14 protein-coding genes are annotated in these 21,356 nt (G+C 64.0%); 11 read left to right on the top strand and 3 right to left on the bottom strand.

What is annotated here, in order from left to right; genetic code table 11:
- The first annotated feature begins 1 nt into the window (after nucleotide 1).
- The 6 genes from tssM (EN869_RS27715) to EN869_RS27690 are packed head-to-tail and all read left to right on the top strand — an operon-like array spanning nucleotide 2 to nucleotide 8,071.
- Nucleotides 2-3,541, top strand: a complete 3,540-nt coding sequence (tssM, locus tag EN869_RS27715; RefSeq protein WP_127229459.1) for a type VI secretion system membrane subunit TssM — start codon at nucleotides 2-4, stop codon at nucleotides 3,539-3,541.
- Nucleotides 3,523-4,065 (top strand): type VI secretion system-associated protein TagF, encoded by a 543-nt coding sequence (gene tagF, locus EN869_RS27710; protein ID WP_189341257.1) that lies wholly within the window; start codon nucleotides 3,523-3,525, stop codon nucleotides 4,063-4,065. The genes tssM (EN869_RS27715) and tagF overlap by 19 nt, the downstream gene beginning before the upstream one ends.
- Nucleotides 4,065-5,162, top strand: a complete 1,098-nt coding sequence (locus tag EN869_RS27705; RefSeq protein WP_127229490.1) for a DUF2169 domain-containing protein — start codon at nucleotides 4,065-4,067, stop codon at nucleotides 5,160-5,162. Before tagF ends, EN869_RS27705 begins: the two co-directional genes overlap by 1 nt.
- Nucleotides 5,159-6,178, top strand: coding sequence for a beta-ketoacyl synthase N-terminal-like domain-containing protein (locus EN869_RS27700; protein WP_127229491.1), 1,020 nt, complete (start codon nucleotides 5,159-5,161; stop codon nucleotides 6,176-6,178). Before EN869_RS27705 ends, EN869_RS27700 begins: the two co-directional genes overlap by 4 nt.
- Nucleotides 6,178-7,149, top strand: a complete 972-nt coding sequence (locus EN869_RS27695) for a DUF4150 domain-containing protein (RefSeq protein WP_127229460.1) — start codon at nucleotides 6,178-6,180, stop codon at nucleotides 7,147-7,149. The genes EN869_RS27700 and EN869_RS27695 overlap by 1 nt, the downstream gene beginning before the upstream one ends.
- Before the next feature lie 10 nt (nucleotides 7,150-7,159).
- Entirely contained in the window at nucleotides 7,160-8,071 is a 912-nt protein-coding gene (locus EN869_RS27690; protein WP_127229461.1) for a hypothetical protein, read from the top strand.
- On the opposite strand, the gene EN869_RS27685 is transcribed toward EN869_RS27690, so the two are convergent.
- From EN869_RS27685 to tssI, 3 genes are read right to left on the bottom strand one after another with little or no spacing between them, the layout of a single operon-like run.
- On the bottom strand, nucleotides 8,072-8,413 hold the full coding sequence (locus EN869_RS27685) for a hypothetical protein (RefSeq protein ID WP_127229462.1): 342 nt from the start codon (nucleotides 8,411-8,413) through the stop codon (nucleotides 8,072-8,074).
- Nucleotides 8,413-8,838 (bottom strand): DUF6484 domain-containing protein, encoded by a 426-nt coding sequence (locus tag EN869_RS27680; RefSeq protein WP_127229463.1) that lies wholly within the window; start codon nucleotides 8,836-8,838, stop codon nucleotides 8,413-8,415. The genes EN869_RS27685 and EN869_RS27680 overlap by 1 nt, the downstream gene beginning before the upstream one ends.
- Nucleotides 8,839-8,849: 11 nt before the next feature.
- Nucleotides 8,850-11,174: a type VI secretion system tip protein TssI/VgrG gene (tssI, locus tag EN869_RS27675; protein WP_127229464.1), complete on the bottom strand. Its 2,325-nt coding sequence runs from the start codon at nucleotides 11,172-11,174 to the stop codon at nucleotides 8,850-8,852.
- A 307-nt stretch (nucleotides 11,175-11,481) separates the two neighbouring features.
- On the opposite strand from tssI, the gene tagH reads away from it, so the two are divergent.
- The 5 genes from tagH to EN869_RS27650 all read left to right on the top strand — a co-directional run bounded on the left by tagH (nucleotide 11,482) and on the right by EN869_RS27650 (nucleotide 21,348).
- A complete protein-coding gene (gene tagH / locus EN869_RS27670) occupies nucleotides 11,482-12,561 on the top strand; it encodes a type VI secretion system-associated FHA domain protein TagH (RefSeq protein WP_127229465.1) in 1,080 nt (359 codons plus the stop codon).
- A gap of 440 nt (nucleotides 12,562-13,001) precedes the next feature.
- Nucleotides 13,002-14,384, top strand: a complete 1,383-nt coding sequence (gene tssL / locus EN869_RS27665) for a type VI secretion system protein TssL, long form (protein WP_348630863.1) — start codon at nucleotides 13,002-13,004, stop codon at nucleotides 14,382-14,384.
- Entirely contained in the window at nucleotides 14,384-17,911 is a 3,528-nt protein-coding gene (gene tssM, locus EN869_RS27660; RefSeq protein WP_127229467.1) for a type VI secretion system membrane subunit TssM, read from the top strand. The genes tssL and tssM (EN869_RS27660) overlap by 1 nt, the downstream gene beginning before the upstream one ends.
- Before the next feature lie 117 nt (nucleotides 17,912-18,028).
- Nucleotides 18,029-18,808 (top strand): PP2C family serine/threonine-protein phosphatase, encoded by a 780-nt coding sequence (locus EN869_RS27655; protein ID WP_127229468.1) that lies wholly within the window; start codon nucleotides 18,029-18,031, stop codon nucleotides 18,806-18,808.
- Entirely contained in the window at nucleotides 18,805-21,348 is a 2,544-nt protein-coding gene (locus tag EN869_RS27650; RefSeq protein ID WP_127229469.1) for a serine/threonine-protein kinase, read from the top strand. Before EN869_RS27655 ends, EN869_RS27650 begins: the two co-directional genes overlap by 4 nt.
- Nucleotides 21,349-21,356 lie beyond the last annotated feature (8 nt).

Genomic DNA, 21,356 nt, shown 5'->3' with positions numbered 1-21,356 from the left:
GATGTTCATCCTGCGCTTCCTCTGGGCCGTCATCACCTCGCGTTTCCTTTGGACGCTGATCGGCATTGCGCTGCTGTCGCTGTTGATCTGGGTGTTCGGCCCGATCGTGCAGGTCGGCCCTTACGCGCCGTTCGAATCCGACAATGTGCGCATCGCCATCATCGCCGGGCTGATCATCCTGTGGCTGATCTGGCTGATCATCGCGCAGCGCCGCGCGATCCGCGCTAACCGCATGTTCGTCGCCGAGATCGCGGCACCTGTTCAGGAGAAGCAACTTACCCCCGGCGAGGAGAGCGTGGCGGCCGTCGGTGCCAAGTTCGGCGAGGTGATGGCCGAGCTCAAACGGCGCAAGCTCGGCGGCAGAAAATTCCTGCGCGAGATGCCGTGGTATGTGATCGTCGGGCCGCCGGCCACCGGCAAGACCACGGCACTGCGCCAGTCGGGCCTCAATTTCCCGATCGACCTGACCGACGACCTGCAGGGCGTCGGCGGCACGCGCAACTGCGACTGGTTCTTCTCCGAGAACGCGGTGCTGATCGACACGGCAGGCCGCTACGTCCAGCAGGAAAGCCAGCCGGACGTCGACGCCGCGGAATGGTTGGGCTTTCTCGACCTATTGAAGAAGCACCGGGGCCGCCGTGCGCTCAACGGCGTCATCGTCGCGCTGTCGATCGACGCGCTGTCGGAAGGCGACGAAGCGATCAAGGCGCATGGCCGAAAAATCCGCCGCCGGCTGGCTGAGCTGAACGATCGGCTCGAGATCCGCCTGCCGGTCTACCTGATGCTGACCAAGGCCGACCTGATCAAAGGCTTCGAAGCCTTCTTCGGCGGCCTGTCGACGACGGCGCGCGAGCAGGTGTGGGGCACCACCTTCCCGCTCGATGCCCGCGTCAACGCCGGGACGATCCAAACCGAGCTGGCCCGGCTTGCCGCCGAGCTGGAACGGCGGCTGGTGCCGCGGCTCGAAGACGAGGACAAGCTTGGCCAGCGCGCCGAAATCTTCCGTTTCCCGGCGCAGCTGGCCAGCCTCTCCGAGCCGATCCAGGTGCTGGTCGAGGCGATGTTCGGCGAGAGCCGCTACGAGGAAGCCGCCTGGCTGCGCGGCCTTTATCTGACGTCGGCGACGCAGGAAGGCGCGCCCATCGACCGGCTGACCGCTGCGCTGTCATCGTCCTTCGGCCTGCCGCCGCGTCGCGCCATGCCGGCGTCGCGCGTCGAGAAGCGCAGCTTCTTCCTGCGCAATCTGCTCACCGAAGTGATCTTCAAGGAGGCCGGCCTCGGCACGTTCGATCCGCTGGCGCAGCGCCGCCGCGCCTGGATCTGGCGCGGAGCCGCCGCCGCCTGCGCGCTCGCGGCGCTGCTGGCCGCCGGATTGTTCACCTGGTCCTATCTCGACAACCGCAATGCGATCACCGCGCAGGCCGGCCAGTTCGAGGCGTTGCAGCAGCCTCTGACAGACGTCGCCGCGATGCCGGCGGCGGTCGAGCAGCCGACCATGGACGGCGCATTGGCGGCGATGGACGCGGTGGCGACGGCCCGCACCGCTCCGCCGGATGCGATCCACAATTTGCTCGGCCCGACCGCTTCGGCGGAGTTGGTGCGCGCGCAGGCCGACACTTATGACCACGCTCTGCGCAACGTGCTCGAGCCGCATATGGTCGCCTTGCTCGAGGCGACGATGTGGCGGCAGATCCGCGATCCGGATTTCATGCTCGGCGCGCTGAAGACCTACCGGATGATGACCGGCCTGTCGCAGATGGACACCGATTTCGTGCAGAACTGGTGGGTGAACAGCCTGCCGCAATTCGCCCCGGCGCCGCCCTTCCCGACCCAGGATGCCGAAGAGCATCAGCTTGCCGCCATCCGGCGCATGGCGGTCGACGACAGCTACATCGCGCCGGACAAGGAACTGGTCGCCGAGGCGCTGAAGACGGTGTGCACGATCTCGCTGCCGGAGCGCGCCTACAAGCAATTGCTGGCGGACCCCGAAGTGGCAGCCGTCAAGGAATGGGTACCGGCCAATTTCGCCGGGCCAAACGGCGCCAAGGTGTTCGCGCGCCGCTCCGACAAGACGCTGCGCGTCGGCGTGCCTGGCCCCTACACCTATGTCGGTTTCCACGACGCGATCCTCGACCGGGTCGAGGACGTGGCGGGACAGGCGGCGCTCGACCGGGCGGTGTTCGCCGGCGGTTGCTCGGAGAATTCGGAGACGTCGGTCTCGGCGCTCTCCGAGGACATCCTGAAGCTCTATTACGACGACTATATCGCGCAGTGGGATTCCTTCCTGCGCGACATGCGGCTGGCGCCGCTGACCGATCTCAACGTCGCCAGTGAGAACCTCAAGGACCTGTCCAATGCCGACTCCGCGCTGAAGCGCCTGCTGACGGCGGTGGTGCAGGAAACCGACCTCACTCGTTCCGACGATGCGTCGGCCAACGACAAGGCCGGCGCCGCCCAAACCGGATCGAAGCTCTTGAGCAAGCTGGGCAAGCTCGGCAAGGTGGTGACCACCGGCGCGAAGCTGTTGCCCCGCGCGGGCTCCGCCAATCAGGTCGATATGACCGGCAGCCTGGTGGCCGAGCACTTCAAGCCGCTCAAAGGCACGATCGCGCAGGTCGACGGCCAGCCGCCGGCGCTCGATGCCGCGGTCGTGGCGCTGACGGCGCTGTCCAACGTGCTGCAGACGGTGACGGCCAATCCCAACCCGCAGGATGCGATCAAGAAGCAGGGTGGCCTCGCCGAGCTGACGGGCGCGGTCGCCAGGCAGGCGCAGATCCTGCCCTCGCCGATCAACGACTGGCTGGGCGGCATTGCCGGCGACACCAGCGGCCTGTCGCAGAAGGCGGTGACCAATGAGCTCAACGCCATCTGGCGGGCCGATATCCTGCCCTTCTGCCAGGCCGCGCTCAACAACCGCTATCCGTTCAGCCCGGACAGCGCCGTCGACGTCAATGTGCGCGACTTCCAGCGCCTGTTCGGGCCGACCGGCCTGATCGACGCCTTCACCAACGATCATCTGATCAACTATGTCGACACCGCCAGCGAGCCGTGGAAATGGCGCGCCGATTTCGGCCTGGATCCGGCGGCGCTCGCCGCCTTCGAGCAGGCGCGGCATATCCGCGACGATCTCTTCCCCGGCGGCACCGGACCGGTGATGAATTTCACGCTCGAGCCGAAGGACCTGTCGCCCAACGTGGCGCGGGTGACGCTCAATCTCGATGGCCAGAACATGGTCTATTACAACAACGCGACCAGGCCGCAGCCGATGACGTGGCCGGGGAAGGACGGCACCGGCGTGATCTCGCTGGCCTTCCAGCCGGTAGACGGCTCGCCCGAGGTGATGCTCAACGAGACGGGCAGCTGGGCGTGGCTGAGAATGCTGCGCGGCGGCCGCTTCAACGCGACCAAGCTCACCGATGTCTACAGCCTGCGGCTCGGCACCAAGGGCATGTGGGCCGATTTCGAGCTCAAGGCGGCCAGCGTCGAGAACCCCTACACGTTAGAGATGTTCAAGAAGTTCACATGTCCACCGCAGATCTGATCCTGCCCGGCTTCTACGGCAAGATGCCTGCCGCCGGCGACTTCGTGACGAGGCGGCTGCCGGGCGATTTCGTGCGCGTTTGGGACCGCTGGCTGGCGCAGCACATCGTGCCGCTGTTCGGGCTCGAAGCCTGGCCGGCGGACACGGCGCTGCGTTTTCTGGCCGGCCCCGGTTCGTTCGGCGCCTCGGCGGGCATCGTGCTGCAAAGCGCCGACCGGGTCGGCCGGCAATTCCCGTTGAGTGTCGTCGCAAGGCTGTCGGGGGCGCGGCTGAAGCTGGCTTATGCGGACGCGTGGTTCGAAGGGGTCGAGAATGCGGCGCTGGCCGCGCAACGCGGAGAGCTGACGCCCGACGAACTCGACGCGGCGCTGGCCGCCCTGCCCGTTCCACCCGTCAAGGATGAGGGCAATGTCATCGACGACCTTGTCATGTGGACGGCGCATACGGATATTTTCGACGTCGATCCGCAAACGCCGCGGCCGACGCTCGAGCAGATCTTCGCGGCGAGTTGGGAGACCAGCTGATGCAGATCTGGAACCAGATGGGCTATCCGCACGAATATACCACCGCCACCGATGTCGCGGGCCACGAGCACATCGTGGTTATCGTCAAGGGTACATTCGATTTTCCGGCGACGCCCGGCGGAGCGGTGCAAAAGTCGGCGCGGCAGGTCCCTCTGGTCACGGCCGACATGCACACCGGCGACGCCGGTTTCTCCGCCACGCTTTGGGAATCAGATTTCGCTTTCCACAAGCCACGCTGCGACGTGATCGTGAATGGCTTCGCTTACGCGCCCGGCGGACGGCCAGCGGAGCGAGTGCTCGTCGGCGTCAAGCTCGGCAATTGGTCGAAACGGTTCGAAGTGGTCGGCCATCGCGAGTGGCGAGCCATCGGGCCGATGTTCACCGCAACCGCGCCACGGCCCTTCCTGAAGCTACCCATATCCTATGACGTTGCATGGGGTGGCGTCGACAGGCTGGACCCCGACGACAAGCCGCCGGCAAGTTACAAATACAACCCGGTCGGCACCGGCTGGTCACGCGCCAGGAACCAGCGTTTCATTCCGGGCCTTGGCTTGCCGAACACGCAATCCGTCGGCGAGGAAATCCGTTCGCCATTCGGTGACTACAAACCAATGAGTTTCGGGCCGATGGGCCGAGGCTGGCCCGGGCGCATCGAATATGGCGGCACCTATGACGAAAACTGGATGAAGAACATCTTTCCGTTCTTGCCGCCCGATTTCGATGACCGCTATTTTCAGATGGCGCCAGCCGACCAGCAGATCGACTATCCGCGCGGCGGGGAAGAGGTCCAATTGGTCAATCTGACGCCGGAAGGAAGGCTGAGCTTTCGTTTGCCACCTTCCGGCCTCTCGATGACTTTGTTCAAGCAACAGCACCGGGTTTTCGACGGGAGCGTGTTGCCCGACACCGTGCTTATCGATCCTGAAAACCGACGCTTTTCATTGGTTTGGCGCGTCTCTCATCGAATTCAGCGAATGATCCTGGAGTTTACGGAGTGCTGGGTCGGCCCACCCAGCGAGTCGATGGTGCGCGCCATGGACAGGGGCAAGGAATATATCCGCGCGAGCCTGAAAACATCCACGGACACCGACGCATGACCGGGTCGATTGAAGTCGCTTCGATTGGCATGGTGACGGCAGTCGGCCTCGACGCCCCATCCTCGTGCGCGGCCATGCGCGCAAAAGTGGACGGGTTCCAAGAAACGCGGTTTCGAGGCCCGCGTGGCGGCTGGCTGACCGGAGCGCCGGTGCCACTTCCCAGAACCTGGATCGGCGAGAAGCGCATTGCGCACCTGGCAGCGGGCGCAATTGTCGAGGCGTTCGACAATTTCCCCGAGGCACGAGGGCAGACCGCCCTGATCCTATGCATAGGTGAAGAAGGCCGTCCGGGTCATCCTGTCCGCAATCCGGCCAACCTCTTGCGCCGCATCGCCGACATCGTCGAGGTCGACGCCTATTCACGCTCCCGGGTCGTTGCCTACGGTCGTCCCTCCGGTCATGTCGCACTGGAGCAGGCGCGGCGACTCATTTCCACCGGTGAAATGCCTTACGTGATGATCGTCGGCGTCGACAGTTATCTGACCTCCGAGACCATCCGCCATTACATCGGCGAAAACCGAATTCTCGCGCCGCAAAATCCAAACGGCTTCATCCCGGGCGAAGCGGCAGCGGCGGTCGTGTTGTCGCGACGCGGTGCCAGGACCCTGCGATTGACCGGGCTCGGCCTCGCTCGCGAGCTGGCTGCAATCTACAACAAGGAAGACCTTCCTCTTCGTGGCGACGGGATGACGGCGGCCTACCGCGCCGCGCTCGATCAGACCGGTATCGAGATGAACCGGCTCGGCTACAGAATTTCCGATCTCATCGGCGAACAATACTGGTTCAGGCAGACCGCGCTGGCATCATTGCGGTTGATCCGCGGGCGCGACGCCTTCCAGGATCTGTGGTCGCCCACCGAATTCGTCGGCAATGTCGGTGCGGCGGTCGTTCCGATGATGATCGGAATGGCCTGGACAGCCGCCCGAAAGGGCTATGACAAGGGCAATCCCGTTCTTATCGAGGCCTCCAACGACAGCGGCGCCTGTGGTGCCGCCATTTTTGCGGTGGCGAGCTGATGTCGACAAATGTTTTTGCCAACAGTCTGGAGATCTCGGGCAAGGCCGTCGACGCGAAAACTCTGGGCGCGTTCCCGGACGTTTGCTTCACCCCGCCCGAAAACCCCGCTACGCCACCGGGCGTGCCGGTTCCTTATCCGAGTTTCGGCTTCGCGTCGGATACCGACAAGGGAACGGGAACCGTTAAGATCGCCAACAAAACCGTCAACATCAAAAACCAGTCTTACTTGACGAAGACGTCCGGCACCGAGGCTGGATGCGCGGCGAAGAAAGGGGTCATCACCTCCACAAACACGGGCAAGGAGTATTTCAATTCCTGGTCAAGCGACGTGAAGTTCGATGGCGAGCCTGTCGTTCGTCACACCGATCTCGCGACCAACAATCACGCATCACCCCAGGCCAACACTCCGCCGATGGTCCATGCGGCGCAATGGCAGGTTGATGGGATCTCCTGCAAGACAATATTGACCAGGAACGACATGGTCCTTCATCGCCATGGCGATAGTCCCTGCGACAGCAAGAAGGGCGAATGGTCGGAACACTATGTGGAAAATCAATTTATGGCGGTGTCCGGTAATCGCAATAGCACCAAGGCCAAGTTCAAGAATTATAAGTGTGACGACGCGCCATGCCTCTGCATGCACTCCAGGTGGACCAAAAGCGACAGCAAGCCCAGCGGCATCCGGAACGGCCAGACGACCGGCACCGACCATTACGACAAGAGCAAGGTGTGCCGAGACAGTCTGGCCAATGACGACCCCAATTTGGGTGAGTTCACCGACACCTGCGCGCAGGCATCCGTGGACAATCACGAGAACATGGCCGGCAAGTCAGCCGCAGAAAAGGCAAGAGTCGCAGCTTGTCTGGTCGCTGTCTTCCTCGCGCACATCCAGGAGAAAATCAACGAACACCGAAAGGCGACGGGCAAACCGCCCGTGAGCATAAAGGACGTCAGGGCCATGACCAGGTAGGAGTTAGCCCATGAGCAAGTTCACCGACGAAATCGAAACGATCCTTCGGGACCCCCGCTACCACGCCCAATGTATGCAGATCACTCCGTTCGGTCTGAATCATTGCGCTCTCCTTTTCGAGCTCGGAACGCAGGACCACGACGTCGCCTATTCCGTTGTTTTTGAGGTGAGCAGCTTCGCTCCCGGCACACAAAGTCAAACCTTGAAAATTGACGAGTGGCTTGCCTCTCTGACGTCGCCAAGCCTCACCAACCTGTTTGCCCTTCAGGTGGGGAGAGTGGTGTGGCGCTACAGCAATGGCGGCTGGACATCCACCAAGGTCGCAAAGAATCTGATGCAGCGTGTTTGGTCCTATGACGATGGCCTCACTCTCCTGGTCGGAGACAAGGGGCAGTCGTGGGCGTTCGATGGAAATGCTTGGTCGGCGTTGAAACCCGCCCGGCCGCATCGCCTGCGGGACGTTCACGGGCCAAGGCGCGACCTTATCCATAGCGTAGGACAGGTCGGGACACTGCAGCGGCTGGTCGGAGCCGGTTGGCAGGCAATCGATCTCCCGATCGAGAACGATCTATGGGGTGTATTCGTAACGCCCGACGGCGTCGTTCGCGCCTGTGGCAACGATGGCACCTGCATCCGCGTGACGAATGAAGAGATCGTCGAGCTGGAGGCGCCCAAGAGCAGATTTTTCTGCGTCCACCAGTTTCAGGGTGAAACATATTGGGGCGATAGCGACTACGGCGTCTATCGGGAGCAAGGCGACCAGTTGGTGGAATTCCACCCGGCCGGCAGCGGATGGGACATGCGTTCAGACGCTGAATATCTTTATCTTGTCGGAGGGGGCATTGCCTGGCGCTTCGACGGCAAGAAATGGAACTCGCTGCAGCTCGACTATGACGGCACCGACCTTCGCCTGATCCAGTAGTCAGCGCGGCAGATGCGCAGCCAGATATTTCCGCACACTCGCAAGGTTGAGCTGCGTCACGGGAATGGGCTGAATTGTGGGCTGTAGCATTCTGACGACGAACAGTTCGCCCGCCTCGGGGTACTCGGAAAATCGGTCGTTGGCGATCTCCCGGCCGATATTTCCCGCGACGCGTAACCCGTCCAAATGCGCCTCCAGCCGTTCGATCAACCGCGCCAGCCGATCTCCGTCCATATCGGGATTTTCGTCCGGATGGAGCAGATGATAGTCGTAGACCGTCCAAAGGAAGGCGGCCATTTCGGCGTGCTGGCGCACGATCTCACGCAGGACGGGGACGGGCATCAGTTCAGATTGATCGAACCGCCGCGAATGCGGTTCGACGCGCTTGCGTGACTGACGAGATACGTCCCGCGTATCGTGATATGCCCGTCCTTTTCCATGACGATGGTTGCTTTGCCGCAACGCAGTTCCAGCCGTTCCTGGGCATTTATGCGAACACTTTCACCGTCGCGAATAACTTGCGTGGACGATTTGCGGACTGGATCGACGATCCGCCCGACGATCAAAGGCATTCGCGGATCACCGCCTTGAAACATCAAGGCGATTTCCGAACCGACCATGGCCGACGTCAGTTCGGTGAGGCTGCGCGCGGGCAGCGCCGTCTGCTCGGGGTTCCCGGGGAAGACGACCAGCGGGACAACATCGTCGTCAAACCCCAGAAATATGCCAATCACGACACCGTCTATCTTCGCGACCGTCCTGGCCATCCGCGCATCTCTCAGTTCTGATTGATCTTGCTACCCTTCATGGTGATGTTGCTCGACGCCTTCACCTCTATTTCGCCCGATCCTATGACAGTTATATCTTTTCCTTCGATGGTGATGGTTCCATCTTTCTTCATGCCTATCGCAGCCGACCCGCATTTGATGACGATCGCGTCGCCGGCCTCGATCGACAGCGTCTTGCCGACCTTGATGCCGCCGTCTTCGCCAATTTCAACCAGACTCTTCTTCGCAATTTTGACGGCTCTATTGCCGCCAACCTCGGTGAGATCGTCCTTGGCAATTTTGGCGGAGCGGTCGGCGCCGATGTCAGCGCCCTGATTTTTTGCAATCTTGAAGTTCTGGTCGGCTCCGATCTGCACCGACTGGTTCGCGGCGACGGTCCAGCTGTCATCCGCCCCGATGTCGTGGCTCTGCGCGGCACCTACGGTGACGGACCGCGTCGTGCCGATCGTGTTCGTCTGCGGCCCGCCGACGCTCCGGGTTTCGGAAGCTCCAACCGTATCGACGCGCGCTGCGCCCACGGTGATCGCCTGAACGATCGAAACAGTCTGAGTGTGATTGGCACCAATGGTTTCGGTGGAATTGGCGCCGATGCTGATCGTCTCGTTGGCGCCGACGGTCAGCGAGCGATTAGTGCCCACCGTTTCGGTGTCGTTCGAGCCGATGTTCGTCGTCTGGTCGACGCCGATCTTGACTGTCTTGTTGTTGCCGACATCCTCGTCGAGGTTGTGGCCGACGGAGTGCTTGGCGTCGTGGTCGATGCGGTCGGACTGGTCGTGCTGGACCGTCTTGTTGCGGTCGTGCTTGATCAGCAGATGGTGGTCCTTCTGCGCCTGGAAATTGACCAGTTCGGAGCCGGCCTTGTCCTCGAACATCAGCTCGTTGTAGCCGCCGCCACCCTTCGAGGAATTGGATTTCCAGCCGGACTGCGTCGCGTTGCCCGGCAACCCGTAAGGCGGCATCTGCGAGGCGTTGTAGACGCGGCCGGTGATGATCGGCAGGTCCGGGTCGCCTTCGATGAAGTCGACGATGACCTCCTGGCCGATGCGCGGGATCTGGATGAAGCCCCAGTTGCTGCCGGCCCAGGTCTGCGAGACACGCACGAAGCAGGACGAGTTCTGGTCCTTCTTGCCGAGGCGGTCCCAGTGGAACTGCACCTTCACCCGCGCATATTTGTCGGTGAAGATTTCCTCGCCTGAAGGGCCGACGACGGTCGCGGTCTGCGGCCCGCGCATGATCGGCCGCGGCGTGATGCGCGGCGGGCGATAGGGCAGTTTGGTCGGCGCCACGCCAAGCACCACCTTGTAGTTCTCGCTGTGGGCTTCGCTCTGGGTGCGATAGCCCGGGTCGAACAGCCGGTATTCGGCGCTGACCACCAGATAGTCCTGGTTCTGGTCGTCGCGCGGAAAGCTTTCCAACGTGAACTTGCAGCCGGAAAACAAGCCGCGCACCGTGCCAACCGCCGTGCTGTGCTGGTGAACGGCCTGGAGCTCCTCGCGGCGGATCCCCGCTATCTTGTCGCCCCGGCCGACATCGAGATGCGCGCCGGGCTGGCGATAGTTTTCGCCGGAGGCCTCCTTGTGGGCGAAGGGCTGGGCCGACTTCGCCATCAGATCGGCGCCGGGCTTCTCGAAATCATAATCCGTGTGGGCATAGGCGCCCGGCCGCACCGCGCTGCCAGGTATCCATTCGGTGATGTATTCGACATCGCGCCGCGAGGCTTGGCCCTCGAAGTTGTAAAGCACCTTCTCGTAACCGGGCGCCGGCTTCAGCTTGCTCATCGCGTCGCAGAGGATGAGCGTGTGCTTGCCCTCGTCATGTTCGAAGAAATAGAAAATGCCTTCGTGCTCCAGCAGCCGCTGCACGAAATCGAGATCGCTCTCGTCATACTGAACGCAATATTCGCGCTGGGGATAGGACCCCTGCAGCCGCTTCTCGAATTTGGCGATGCCATATTTCGAGAATATCTTCTCGACGATCTCGACCGCCGTCATGTTCTGGAAGATACGGCAGTCGGTGGTGTTGCCGAGGAACCAGAGCCATGGCCGGACAGTTGCCTCGTAAAAGGACAGCCTATCCTCGATGCGGGTAAGTTTGAAATCCGCGACCAGGCCGCTGAACCAGCGCTTCGGATTGGATTCGCCCTCGACCGAAACGACGCCGCCCAGCATCTTCAACGGATCGATGTCGCGGTTCTTCGAGACGAAGCCGACGGTATAGGCGAAACAACGGCTGATCTCATCGCGGCCGATGAGATGGGTGAAGGTCAGATCGGCGCCAGCCGGCGTCTGCACAACCGTGGCACGTTCGTTCGGCATGGGTCGTGCCCCTCCTCGACGCGGCCGCCAGTGTGGTGGTTTGAAGCCCCCGTTCTATTAACTGCGTCACGTTCGGGGATGTCGAATTCACCGCACTGCGCCACAGTCAGCCTAGCACATGTTTGATGGAGACCAAATAACAGCGACGGCTAAACCGCGCCCACGCGCCGGCGTGAAACGCTCCCCTCCCGCTCAGCTTGCAAGCTGCTAGAATACCGAAGCAATTCGGGACAAGCGCCCAGCGTTTTTTCCGTCGGAAATTGCACGAAGATAAGCAATTGTTGACCAAGTTTGGCGACGCTTCCGGATGTTCATCTCTCTGCAGATCAGCAATGTCGACAGGCTGCCGGCCGGCACCTCCGCCAGCTATGCCGCCCGCGACCGCAGCTTCGAGATCGGCCGCGAGAATTGCGACTGGACGCTGTCCGATCCGGACAAGTTCATTTCGGGCCGGCATTGCGAGGTCCGCTACCAGGCGGGTTCATTCTGGCTTTATGACGTCTCGCGCAACGGCACTTTCGTCAACGGTTCGCGCCAGCGCATGGCTGGGCCGCATCGGCTGGCCCAGGGCGACCGGCTGCTGATCGGCCGTTATGTCGTCTCCGTTTCGGTCGAAGACGAACGGGCCGCGACCGGACATCCGCAGGCCAGGACCGGCTCGACACAGCGCGAACTGCCGCCCGCGACCGGCCGCCCACTGGATTTCGGCCCGCAGCCATCCTTCAATCCGGCGGGGCAGCGCCCGCCCGAGGCGGCGGCGTCGACATCCTCGGCGCTGCCACCCGGCCCGGGGGCAGTTCCAGCCAACCGGCCCGCTGAAGCGGACGCGATGTTGCACGAGATCGCCAGGGCGGCGGGCATTGCACCGGAATTGCTCAAGTCGCGCGATCCGCATGACGTCGCGGCCGAGATCGGCGCCGTGCTGAGAACCACGGTCGAGCAACTATCCCTGCTGCTCAAGGCGCGCGCGGCGGCAAAGGTGCTCGCCAAGAGCGCGAACCGCACGATGATCGGCGCCGAGGACAACAACCCGCTGAAATTCGTGCCTGGCACCGACGACATCTTGGAGATCATGTTTGCCAAGCGCAGGACCGGCTATCTCGATGCCAAGCATAGCATCGAGGATGCGTTCCGCGATCTGAAGACGCACGAAATCGCCACTTACGCCGCCATGCAGGCCGCGCTGTCCCGGTTGCTCGACGACCTGTCGCCGGAGGCGATCGCCAAGAAAATTCCGCCTGCATCCTTCTCGTCCAGGAAAAGCCAGGCCTGGGATGCGCTCGTCGCGACATGGCGGACGATGGAAGACAAGCACGAGAACGGCATGCTGGATGTCTTCCTTGCCTATTTCGCCGACGCCTACGCCAAGGCCGGCAAACAGAAATAGGCCATGGGCATGGACCACGCCGGCTGTATGTGACGGTTCTCATAGAAGAAGCCGCCTCTTCGATCATCTTGCTCTCCGATTCAATCGGCAGGCCCGTTTCAATCAGATGCCTGGGCGACTAGGATATGCTGGCAAGCTTGCCTGGCGGGCAAAGCGGCGTGGCTTGGAGCGTGTGCAGCAATGTCATGTTTCGGCGAGATGAGCCTTTCCCTGCGGCCCGCCGCCGAGGTTCAGCCTGAAACGCGTTTCTCCAGGCAAACGCCCGCTCATTGCAACTCGACGTCTGGTCGGCGCCGATGAGCTCAAAGGACGATCCCTCCAGGCCGGCGGACAAAACCGTCATCCGAGCCCCGCGGCCAAAGGCAAGGCCGCTTGCCGCTCCCGATGGTTCCGGCCCGCAAAGCGGCCGGCCTGCTCCGTCGCCTGCCCGTGAATCAACGGTGTTCGACCCCGGCGGCGGCCGGCAGATGCCCACCGGCTGGTCGTCCGGAACCGTGCTCTTTCAACCACCGACACCGGGGGTAGCTGCGGCGCCGGGTGTGCAGCAGGAGGCCCTGCTCGACGCTACCGCCGGCGTGAAATATGCCGCGGCAAATCCGCTCCTTGCCGCCGCGGCCCCGCTCTTGATGCTGTTCGGCCAGTTGCGGCTGATGCCGGTCGAACGGCAAGCGGCGCCGTTGGCTGAACACATTGCCGAAGCGGTCGAGACCTTCGACCGCGCAATCGCGAAAGCCGGCATTGGCGAGGAAGACGCGCGGATCGCCAAATTCGCGCTTTGCGAAACCGCCGACGACCTTGTCGGCAATCTGCCCTGGCCGAGCAAGGACAACTGGCTGCCGCACAGCCTGGTGGCACAGTTCTTCCACACCCAACCGACGGGCGCCGGCTTCTTCGAAGCCCTGAACAAGATCCTCGCCAAGCCGGAAGCGCATTACGACCTGCTCGAACTGATGCATGCCTGCCTGTCGCTGGGCTTCGAAGGCCAGTATCGGGGGCTGGCGGGCGAACGTAACGCGCTCGAACGTGTCCGGCGCGACGTCTACGACACGCTGCGCTACTTCAGGCCGCGCGCCGACCAGGACATCTCGCCCCGTTGGCAGGGCATGGCGGCGGCGTTGCCGAAGCCAAGGGCGCGGCTGCCGCTCTGGGCGGTCGCAGCCGCCGCGGCGACGCTGGTGACAGCGGCCTTCTTCGGATTGCGGGTGCTGATCACCGACGAAGGCGACGCGACCGCCGGCGAGTTGCTGGCGCTCAATCCGTCGACGCCCGTCACCATCGAGCGCGCCAGTGTGGCGGCGCCCACTGAGCCGGTGCCAGCCACCCCGCCACAGCCCGCGGCTCCGGATACCGCCCAGATCGACCGTATCCGCGCCGCACTTGCCAAGGAAATCGCCGACGGCGGACTGAGCGTCGGCGAGAAGGGCGAATTCATCGTCGTCGAGATCAACAACCAGCTCTTGTTTGCATCCGGCCAGGCGGATCTGAAGCCGCAGTTCCAGCCGATCGCCGCCGACATCGCCACGGCGCTCAACGCTGAACCCGGACCGATCAACATCATCGGCCACACCGACAATGTGAAGCCGAAGAAGTCGAGCACGTTCAAATCGAATTTCGATCTCTCCGTCGCTCGCGCCAAGGCCGTCCGGGCAATGATGGCCGGGCAATTGAAAGACCCGTCGCGGCTCAATGCCGACGGCAAGGGCGAGGACGAACCGATCGCCGACAACGGAACGGCGGACGGCCGCGCCAAGAACCGCCGCGTCGACGTGATGATCCCGAAACAGGAGACCTTGCAGACCGGCGCGGCGGAGAACGGCGACTAATGCGCTGGATGCTGCGGATCTTCAGCCTGGCTGCGCTTGCCGGTTTCTCGGCGGCGGTCTGGTACGCCGGGCCGCTGATCCGCTTTGCCGATACGCACCCACTTGGTCCTGTGTGGATCAGGGCCACGATCATCGGCGTCACCGTCGCCGTGCTTGCGCTGTTCTACGGGGTCCGCTTCTGGCAGCGGCGCAAGGCGCAAAAGGCGCTCGAAACGGCCATCGCGCGCAGCGACGAGCGCAACGACGATTCACAGGTGCTCGAGGCACGCATGAGCGAAGCCATCGCGACGCTGAAGCGGACGAGCGGCAAGCGCAATTTCCTCTATGACATTCCCTGGTACATCATCATCGGCCCGCCCGGCGCCGGCAAGACCACGGCGCTGGTCAATTCCGGGCTGAAATTTCCGCTTGCCGGCTCCGGCAGCGCGCAGCCGGTGGCCGGCGTCGGCGGCACGCGGTCCTGCGACTGGTGGTTCACCGACGAAGCGGTGCTGATCGACACGGCCGGCCGCTATACGACGCAGGAGTCGGACCGCGAGCGCGACAAGGCAAGCTGGCTCGCCTTCCTGGGGCTGCTGAAGAAAAACCGCGTCAGGCAACCGATCAACGGCGTTATTCTCGCCATCAGCCTTGCCGATCTGATCGGCTTCGACGACCGGCAGCTCGACGCGCATGTCACCGAGATCAGGAGCCGCCTGCGCGAGTTGCACGAGACGCTGAAGATCCAGTTTCCGGTCTATCTGCTCTTCACCAAGGCCGACCTCGTCGCCGGCTTCATGGATTATTTCGGCGATTTCGACGAGGCGCGCCGGCGTAAGGTGTGGGGAGCGACATTCCAAACCGCCGACCGCACCAAAAACATGGCCGGCGAAGCGCCGGCGGAATTCGACGGATTGGCGAAGCGGCTCGCCGAGGAGGTCGCGGACCGCCTGCAGGAAGAGACCGACCCGGTGGCGCGGATCGCGCTGTTCGGTTTTCCGGCGCAGTTCGGCGCCCTGAAGAGCCGGGTAACGCAGTTCGTCGGCAACCTGTTCGACACCTCGCGGTCGCAGGTCAATGTCAGTCTGCGCGGGCTCTATTTCTCGTCCGGCACCCAGGAAGGGACGCCGTTCGACCAGGTGCTGGGCGCGATCGACCGCAGTTTCGGCAGCGCTTCCCAGGCGCACCTTTCCGGCGCCGGCAAGAGCTTCTTCCTGCACGACCTGCTGACCGAAGTCATCTTCCCGGAATCGGGCTGGGTGTCTTTCGACAGGGCCGCCGAGCGGCGCGCAAGGCTTGCCAGGTTCGGCGGCCTTTCCGTGATCGCGCTGGCGGCGTTGGCGGCGCTCGGCGTGCTCGGCCTCAGCTTCTTCGCCAACAAGCAGCTGATCGCCTCCACCAGGCAAGCCATGGCGCATTATCGTGACAGCGCCGATTCCCTGCTGAAAAGCACGACGGTGAGCGACGTCGACCTCGAAAACGTCATCGGTCCGCTTGACCAGTTGCGCAGCCTGCCCGCCGGTTTCGACAACGGCGACCAGGGCAAGCCGATCGAGGAGACGTTCGGGCTCAGCCAACGCGAGAGGCTGTTGTCGGCCTCCAAGACCGCCTACCGGCAGGCGCTGGAGCGGACCTTCCGCTCGCGGTTGCTGGTGCAGGCCGAGCGGACGATCCAGGCCAGGATGGCCGATCCGATCGCACTCTACGAGCCACTGAAGATCTACCTGATGCTGGGCGGCAAGGCGCCGAAGGTCGACGACGAGCTGATCGTATCGTGGATGAAGCAGGACTGGGAAGAGAACCGCTACCCCGGCGAGAACAACCGCGAGGGCCGCGCGCAGCTCGAAATGCATCTGCGCGCCATGCTTACGCTCGACGACGCCTACGATCCGGTCTTCGCGCTCAACCAGCCGCTGGTCGAGGCCGCGCAACGTTCGCTGGGGCGCATGAGCCTCGCCGACCGCGCCTCGGCGCAGATCAAATCGGCGGTCTACGCGGCAAGGCTGCAGGATTTTTCCGTCGCCGCCAAAGCCGGTCCGGAAGCGCAGCTGCTGTTCGAGCGCATGGACGGCACCGACCTCGCCGATCTTCACGTTGCCGGCCTTTACACACGTGCCGGTTTCAACCGCTTCTTCCTGCCACAGCTCTCGCGCATGGCGCAGACGCTCGTCGACGACCGCTGGGTGCTCGGTGGCGGTGGCGAACAGGGCGGCATCGACCAGGACCTGCCCAAGCTCGGTCCTGAGCTCATCGACCGCTACGGCAAGGAATTCGCCGCCGCCTGGAACGGCGTGCTCGACCAGCTGAAGCTCAAGGCGATGCTGAAGGACAAGCCGCATTATCTGGCGCTTTCGGCCGTCGCGTCGCCGGATTCGCCTCTCGACCAGCTGTTCACGGCGATAGCCGATGAAACCGCATTGACCAAGGACACGGCCGTCGAGAGCGAGACCAGCACCGCGCAGCAGGATCCCGCCGCCATGGCCAAGGGCCTGGCCCGCATCGGCCTGCAGGTCGCCGGCGGCAAGTCGCAGAGCCGCGCCGGCGCTAGCTCGGTCGTCGCGCAGAACGCCGGCGCGAGCGTCGAGGCGCAGTTCCGGCCGTTCCAGGCGCTGGTCAGCGGAGCGGCCGGACGCCGGCCGCTCGACGCGCTGACGCAGAACTTCCACGACATCTTCCAGAGCCTGAAGCTCGCTGCCGACGTCCCCTCGCAGACCGAACGCGTCAACGCCAATCTGCAGCTGCAGATCTCGACCTTGCGCGCCAATGTCTCGCGCCTGCCCAAACCGCTGGCGCGCATGGTCAATGCCGCGGCGGACGAATTCGAGGGCAATGTCGCCGAGACCTCCGTCGCCAACCTCAACCAGACCCTCGACCAGACGGTGACGCGCGCCTGCGAGGAGGCGGTCAACGGCCGCTATCCCTTCGCTCGCGACAGCAGCGAGGACATCCCGATGGCGGATTTCGCGAAGCTGTTCGCGCCTGGCGGCTTGATGGACCGTTTCTTCGCGCAGAACCTTGCACCGTTGATCGACATGACTGGGCAGGAATGGAGCTGGAAGCAGAATGTGCGTTCCAGCAAGGACCTGGCAAAATCGACCTTGAAGGCGTTCCAGTCGGCCGCGGAAATCCGCGCCGCCTTCTTTCCGTCGGGCGGATCGACGCCGTTGGTGTCGATCACCTTCACGCCCACCTCGCTGAACAGCGAAGCCGACAGCGCGGTGCTCAATGTGGACGGGCAGACGGTGCAGAGCGCCCAGGCCGGCAACGCGCCGAGCATCGTGACATGGCCGAGCGGCGCCGCTTCCGGATCGGCGAGCCTCAGCCTGGCGCCGGAAATGCCGGGCCGCGAGTCCGCGCTCAAATTCGAAGGCCCGTGGGCGTTGAAGCGGCTGTTCGACAAGGCGACCGTCACTGGCGACGGTTCCAACACCGAGGCGCGCTTCGTGATTGGCGGACGCGACGTCGCCTATACGATGCAGGTCGGGTCGGGCGCCAACCCGTTGCTGCTGCCGGCCTTGTCCGGCTTCAGCTGTCCGAAGGCGTTCTGACATGGCCGGATCCAGCCTTCATTTCGGTACTCTAAAGTATGCGCTTGTGGCAAAGTGGCGTGGGCACGCGGCCCATGGTTGGTCACAGAGGACGCCTGCTGAGCGCTTGGTGGCAAATTGAGCACTGTCGCCCTCCCCATCGACAGCTTCGGCGTGAGCCACCAGGGCTGCGTGCGCGACCACAACGAGGACAATTACCTTATCGAACCGCAGACCGGCCTGTGGGTGGTGGCCGACGGGATGGGCGGGCATGAGGCCGGCGAAGTGGCCTCGGCCAGCATCGTCGACCACCTCGCGACCATCGGCATTGCAAGCTCGGCGCCGGACCTCCGTGCCCGCTTCGAGGACCGGCTGAGCCGCGCCAATGCCGAGATCCGCGGCATATCGCGATCGCGCGGCATCACCATCGGCTCGACCTTTGCAGCCCTTCTCGCCATGGATGGTCGCTTCGCCTGCCTGTGGGCCGGCGACAGCCGCATCTATCTCGTGCGCAACGGCGCGATCTTCCAGGTTTCGAAGGATCACACCGAGGTACAGGAATTGCTCGACCGCGGCATGATCAGCGCGGAGGAGGCGCTCACCTGGCCGCGCCGCAACGTGATCACGCATGCGGTCGGCGTCAGCGACGAGCTGGAGATCGATTTCCAGCAGGGCGAATTGATGCCCGGCGATGTTTTCGTTCTGGGCACCGACGGACTGACGGCGCATGTCAGCGATCCCGAGATCGAGGCCGCGGTCAAATCCGCCACGCCGCGGGCGGCCTGTCAGAACCTGCTGGACATGGTGCTGGCGCGCGGCGGCACCGACAATGTGACCATCGTGCTCGTGAGGGTCGGCGGCGGGCGCAACGGCGCGCTCCATTCGGATCGGTCCGCAGTGGAGGGCCTGGCCAGATGAGCGACGACGACAAGACGCGGATAGCGACGAACATCGCCTATGCGGGGGTCGGGACGCAGCTCAGCGGCATCTACGAACTCGACGAGCGGATTGCTTCCGGCGGCATGGGCGAAGTCTATCGCGGCCACAACATCCAGACCGGCGACCATGTGGCGATCAAGATCGTGCTGCCCGAATTCGCCCGCGACCAGACGATCCTGTCGCTCTTCCGCAAGGAAGCATCGATCCTCAACCATCTCTCGCATGACGCGGTGGTGCGCTACCACGTTTTTACGATTGATACGGGAATCGGCCGTCCTTATCTCGCGATGGAGTTCGTCGACGGCCAATCGCTATTCGATATCATGCGGCGCGGGCCGATGCCTGCGGACGACGTGCGCCGGCTTTGCCATCGCCTCGCCTCCGGGTTGAGCGCCGTGCACCAGGCGGGCGCTGTGCACCGCGACCTTTCGCCGGACAACATCATCCTGCCGGGCGGGCGGGTCGATCGCGCCAAGATCATCGATTTCGGCATCGCGCGCTCGGCGACCGGCGGCGAGACGCTGATCGGTGGAAGGTTCGCCGGCAAATACAATTATGTTTCGCCGGAGCAGCTCGGCCTCTATGGCGGCGACGTCAGCGAGCAATCCGATATCTACAGCCTCGGCCTGGTGTTGGCCGCGGCGCTGCGCGGCAAGCCGCTCGACATGAGCGGATCGCAATACGAGGTCATCGAAAAGCGCCGGACCGTGCCAGACCTGTCGGATATCGACCCCGACTTCCAAGAACTCATCGAAGCCATGCTGCAGCCGGATCCGCGCGACCGGCCAGCCAGCATGGCCGAGATCGCCAGGGCGACGCGCGGCGAGGACCTCGAGGCGACGTTGCCGCCGCCAGCTCCGTTTGGCGCCCACGAACGCCCGGGGCTGCCGCGCGCCGGCTGGACGGCGCTGCCCGGCTCTAAACCCCAGCCGTCGGCGCCGCCGCCCCCCGGCGAGCCGCGCTTCGTCGAACATGTGCGTCCAGCGCTTCTGTCGGAGCCACGGCCTGCGCCGGCCGCGGCTCCCGCCAGCGCGTCCAAACCGGCCCCGCCGAAAAAGACTTCGCGGATGCCGGCCATCGCCGGCGGCGTCGGGGCGCTCGCTGTCCTGGTTGGGACCGGCCTTTATTTCAGCGGCGTCCTGGCGCCGCCGCCGGTCGCGGAAAAATCCAAGCCGCTGACCCCGAAGCCGGTCGCGGAAGCCGCCAAACCAGTGGCTGAAGCGCAGCAACCGGAGCCGGCGAAACCCCAGCCGCAGGCGCCGGCCGCGCCTCAGCCAGAAGCGCAAAAGCCGGACAGCGCAGCCACCATCGAGATAGCGAAGCCGTCCGCCCAACCCGACGCGGCCAAGACGCCCGTCGGGAAGCCGGCACCGCCTGCAACTCAGCCGGAGAGCGAAGCCAACAATCAGGCGAATGCGCCCGAGGTCGAAGCAAAAGCTGCGCAGCCGTCCGCTGCGCAATCGCCTACGCCTGTGCCAACGCCTGCGCCGAAGGCCGCGGAGAGTCAGCAGCCGGCGCAGCCGACCAGCGAGCCGCCGGCGGTCAAGACTCCAGAACCGACCCAGGCGGCTGAAAACAAGCCGGCGCCGGAAACAAATAAGCCGGCGGCCAAGCTCAGCGTGAAAGACCTCGTGGATAAGCTTTCCAAGCTGCCCAAGCCGGCCACTTCCCCGTCCCCGGCTCCCCAAAGCCAGGCTTCGGCGCAGCCGACCCCTTCACCGTCCGCGCCGAAGGCACAGACCCAGCCAGCCAGCCAGCCGGAGACGCCGATCGCGCCAACACAGCCGGCAGAGCAACCGCAGCCGCCGGCAACCAAGCAGCCTGGAACCGACGTCGCCATCAATGTGCCAAAGCCGGCGCTTCCGTCACCGCAAGATGATGTGGCCAAGTTGAACGACCAACGCTCCTGGGTGCGCGATTTCAGTGGCGGCAGCTGTTTTTACGCGAATGTGACGTCGCGAGCCGGTGCCGCTCCCGCGATCGAGGGATTTGGAACCGCGGTGCCGCCCTTCGAGCAACTGCTGAACGACTTCCAGACGAGGTTCCATGTCGAACCGGATATCAGCGTGCGCCTCATCACCCCGTCGCAGTGCGGCGTGCCGACCTTCCTGCGCTTCCTCGACCGCAGCTCGGCCGAAAAGCCGCAGCTTGTCCTCGACCGGACATCGGTGCCGGACGGCACGCCGGTCAGCGGCGCGCTCTATACGGGCGGCGGGCTTATCTCGAATGTCATGCTGATCGACCACAAGGGCGTCGCCTTCAACCTCGACGACCGCATGGTGCCGCAAACCGGCAAGCTGACCTTCAACATCCCGATCGGCCTTGCCGCCCCGGACAAGTCCGCCGGCAAGGCGGTGCCGCAGATCATGCTGGTGATCACCGGGCCCAAGGACATCCAGGCCGCGATGTTCTCCAGGCCGACACCGGCTTCGGAGCTGTTGCCCAAGATCCTCCAGGAGATCGAGGCCGACGGATCGCAGTTCTCGGCCACGGCCACCTATTTCCGGCTCGGCGGGTAGCATGAACG

The sequence above is a fragment of the Mesorhizobium sp. M2D.F.Ca.ET.226.01.1.1 genome, from assembly GCF_004022705.2.
Classification (GTDB): Bacteria; Pseudomonadota; Alphaproteobacteria; order Rhizobiales; family Rhizobiaceae; genus Mesorhizobium.
This window is presented reverse-complemented; position numbering and strand designations above follow the sequence as displayed.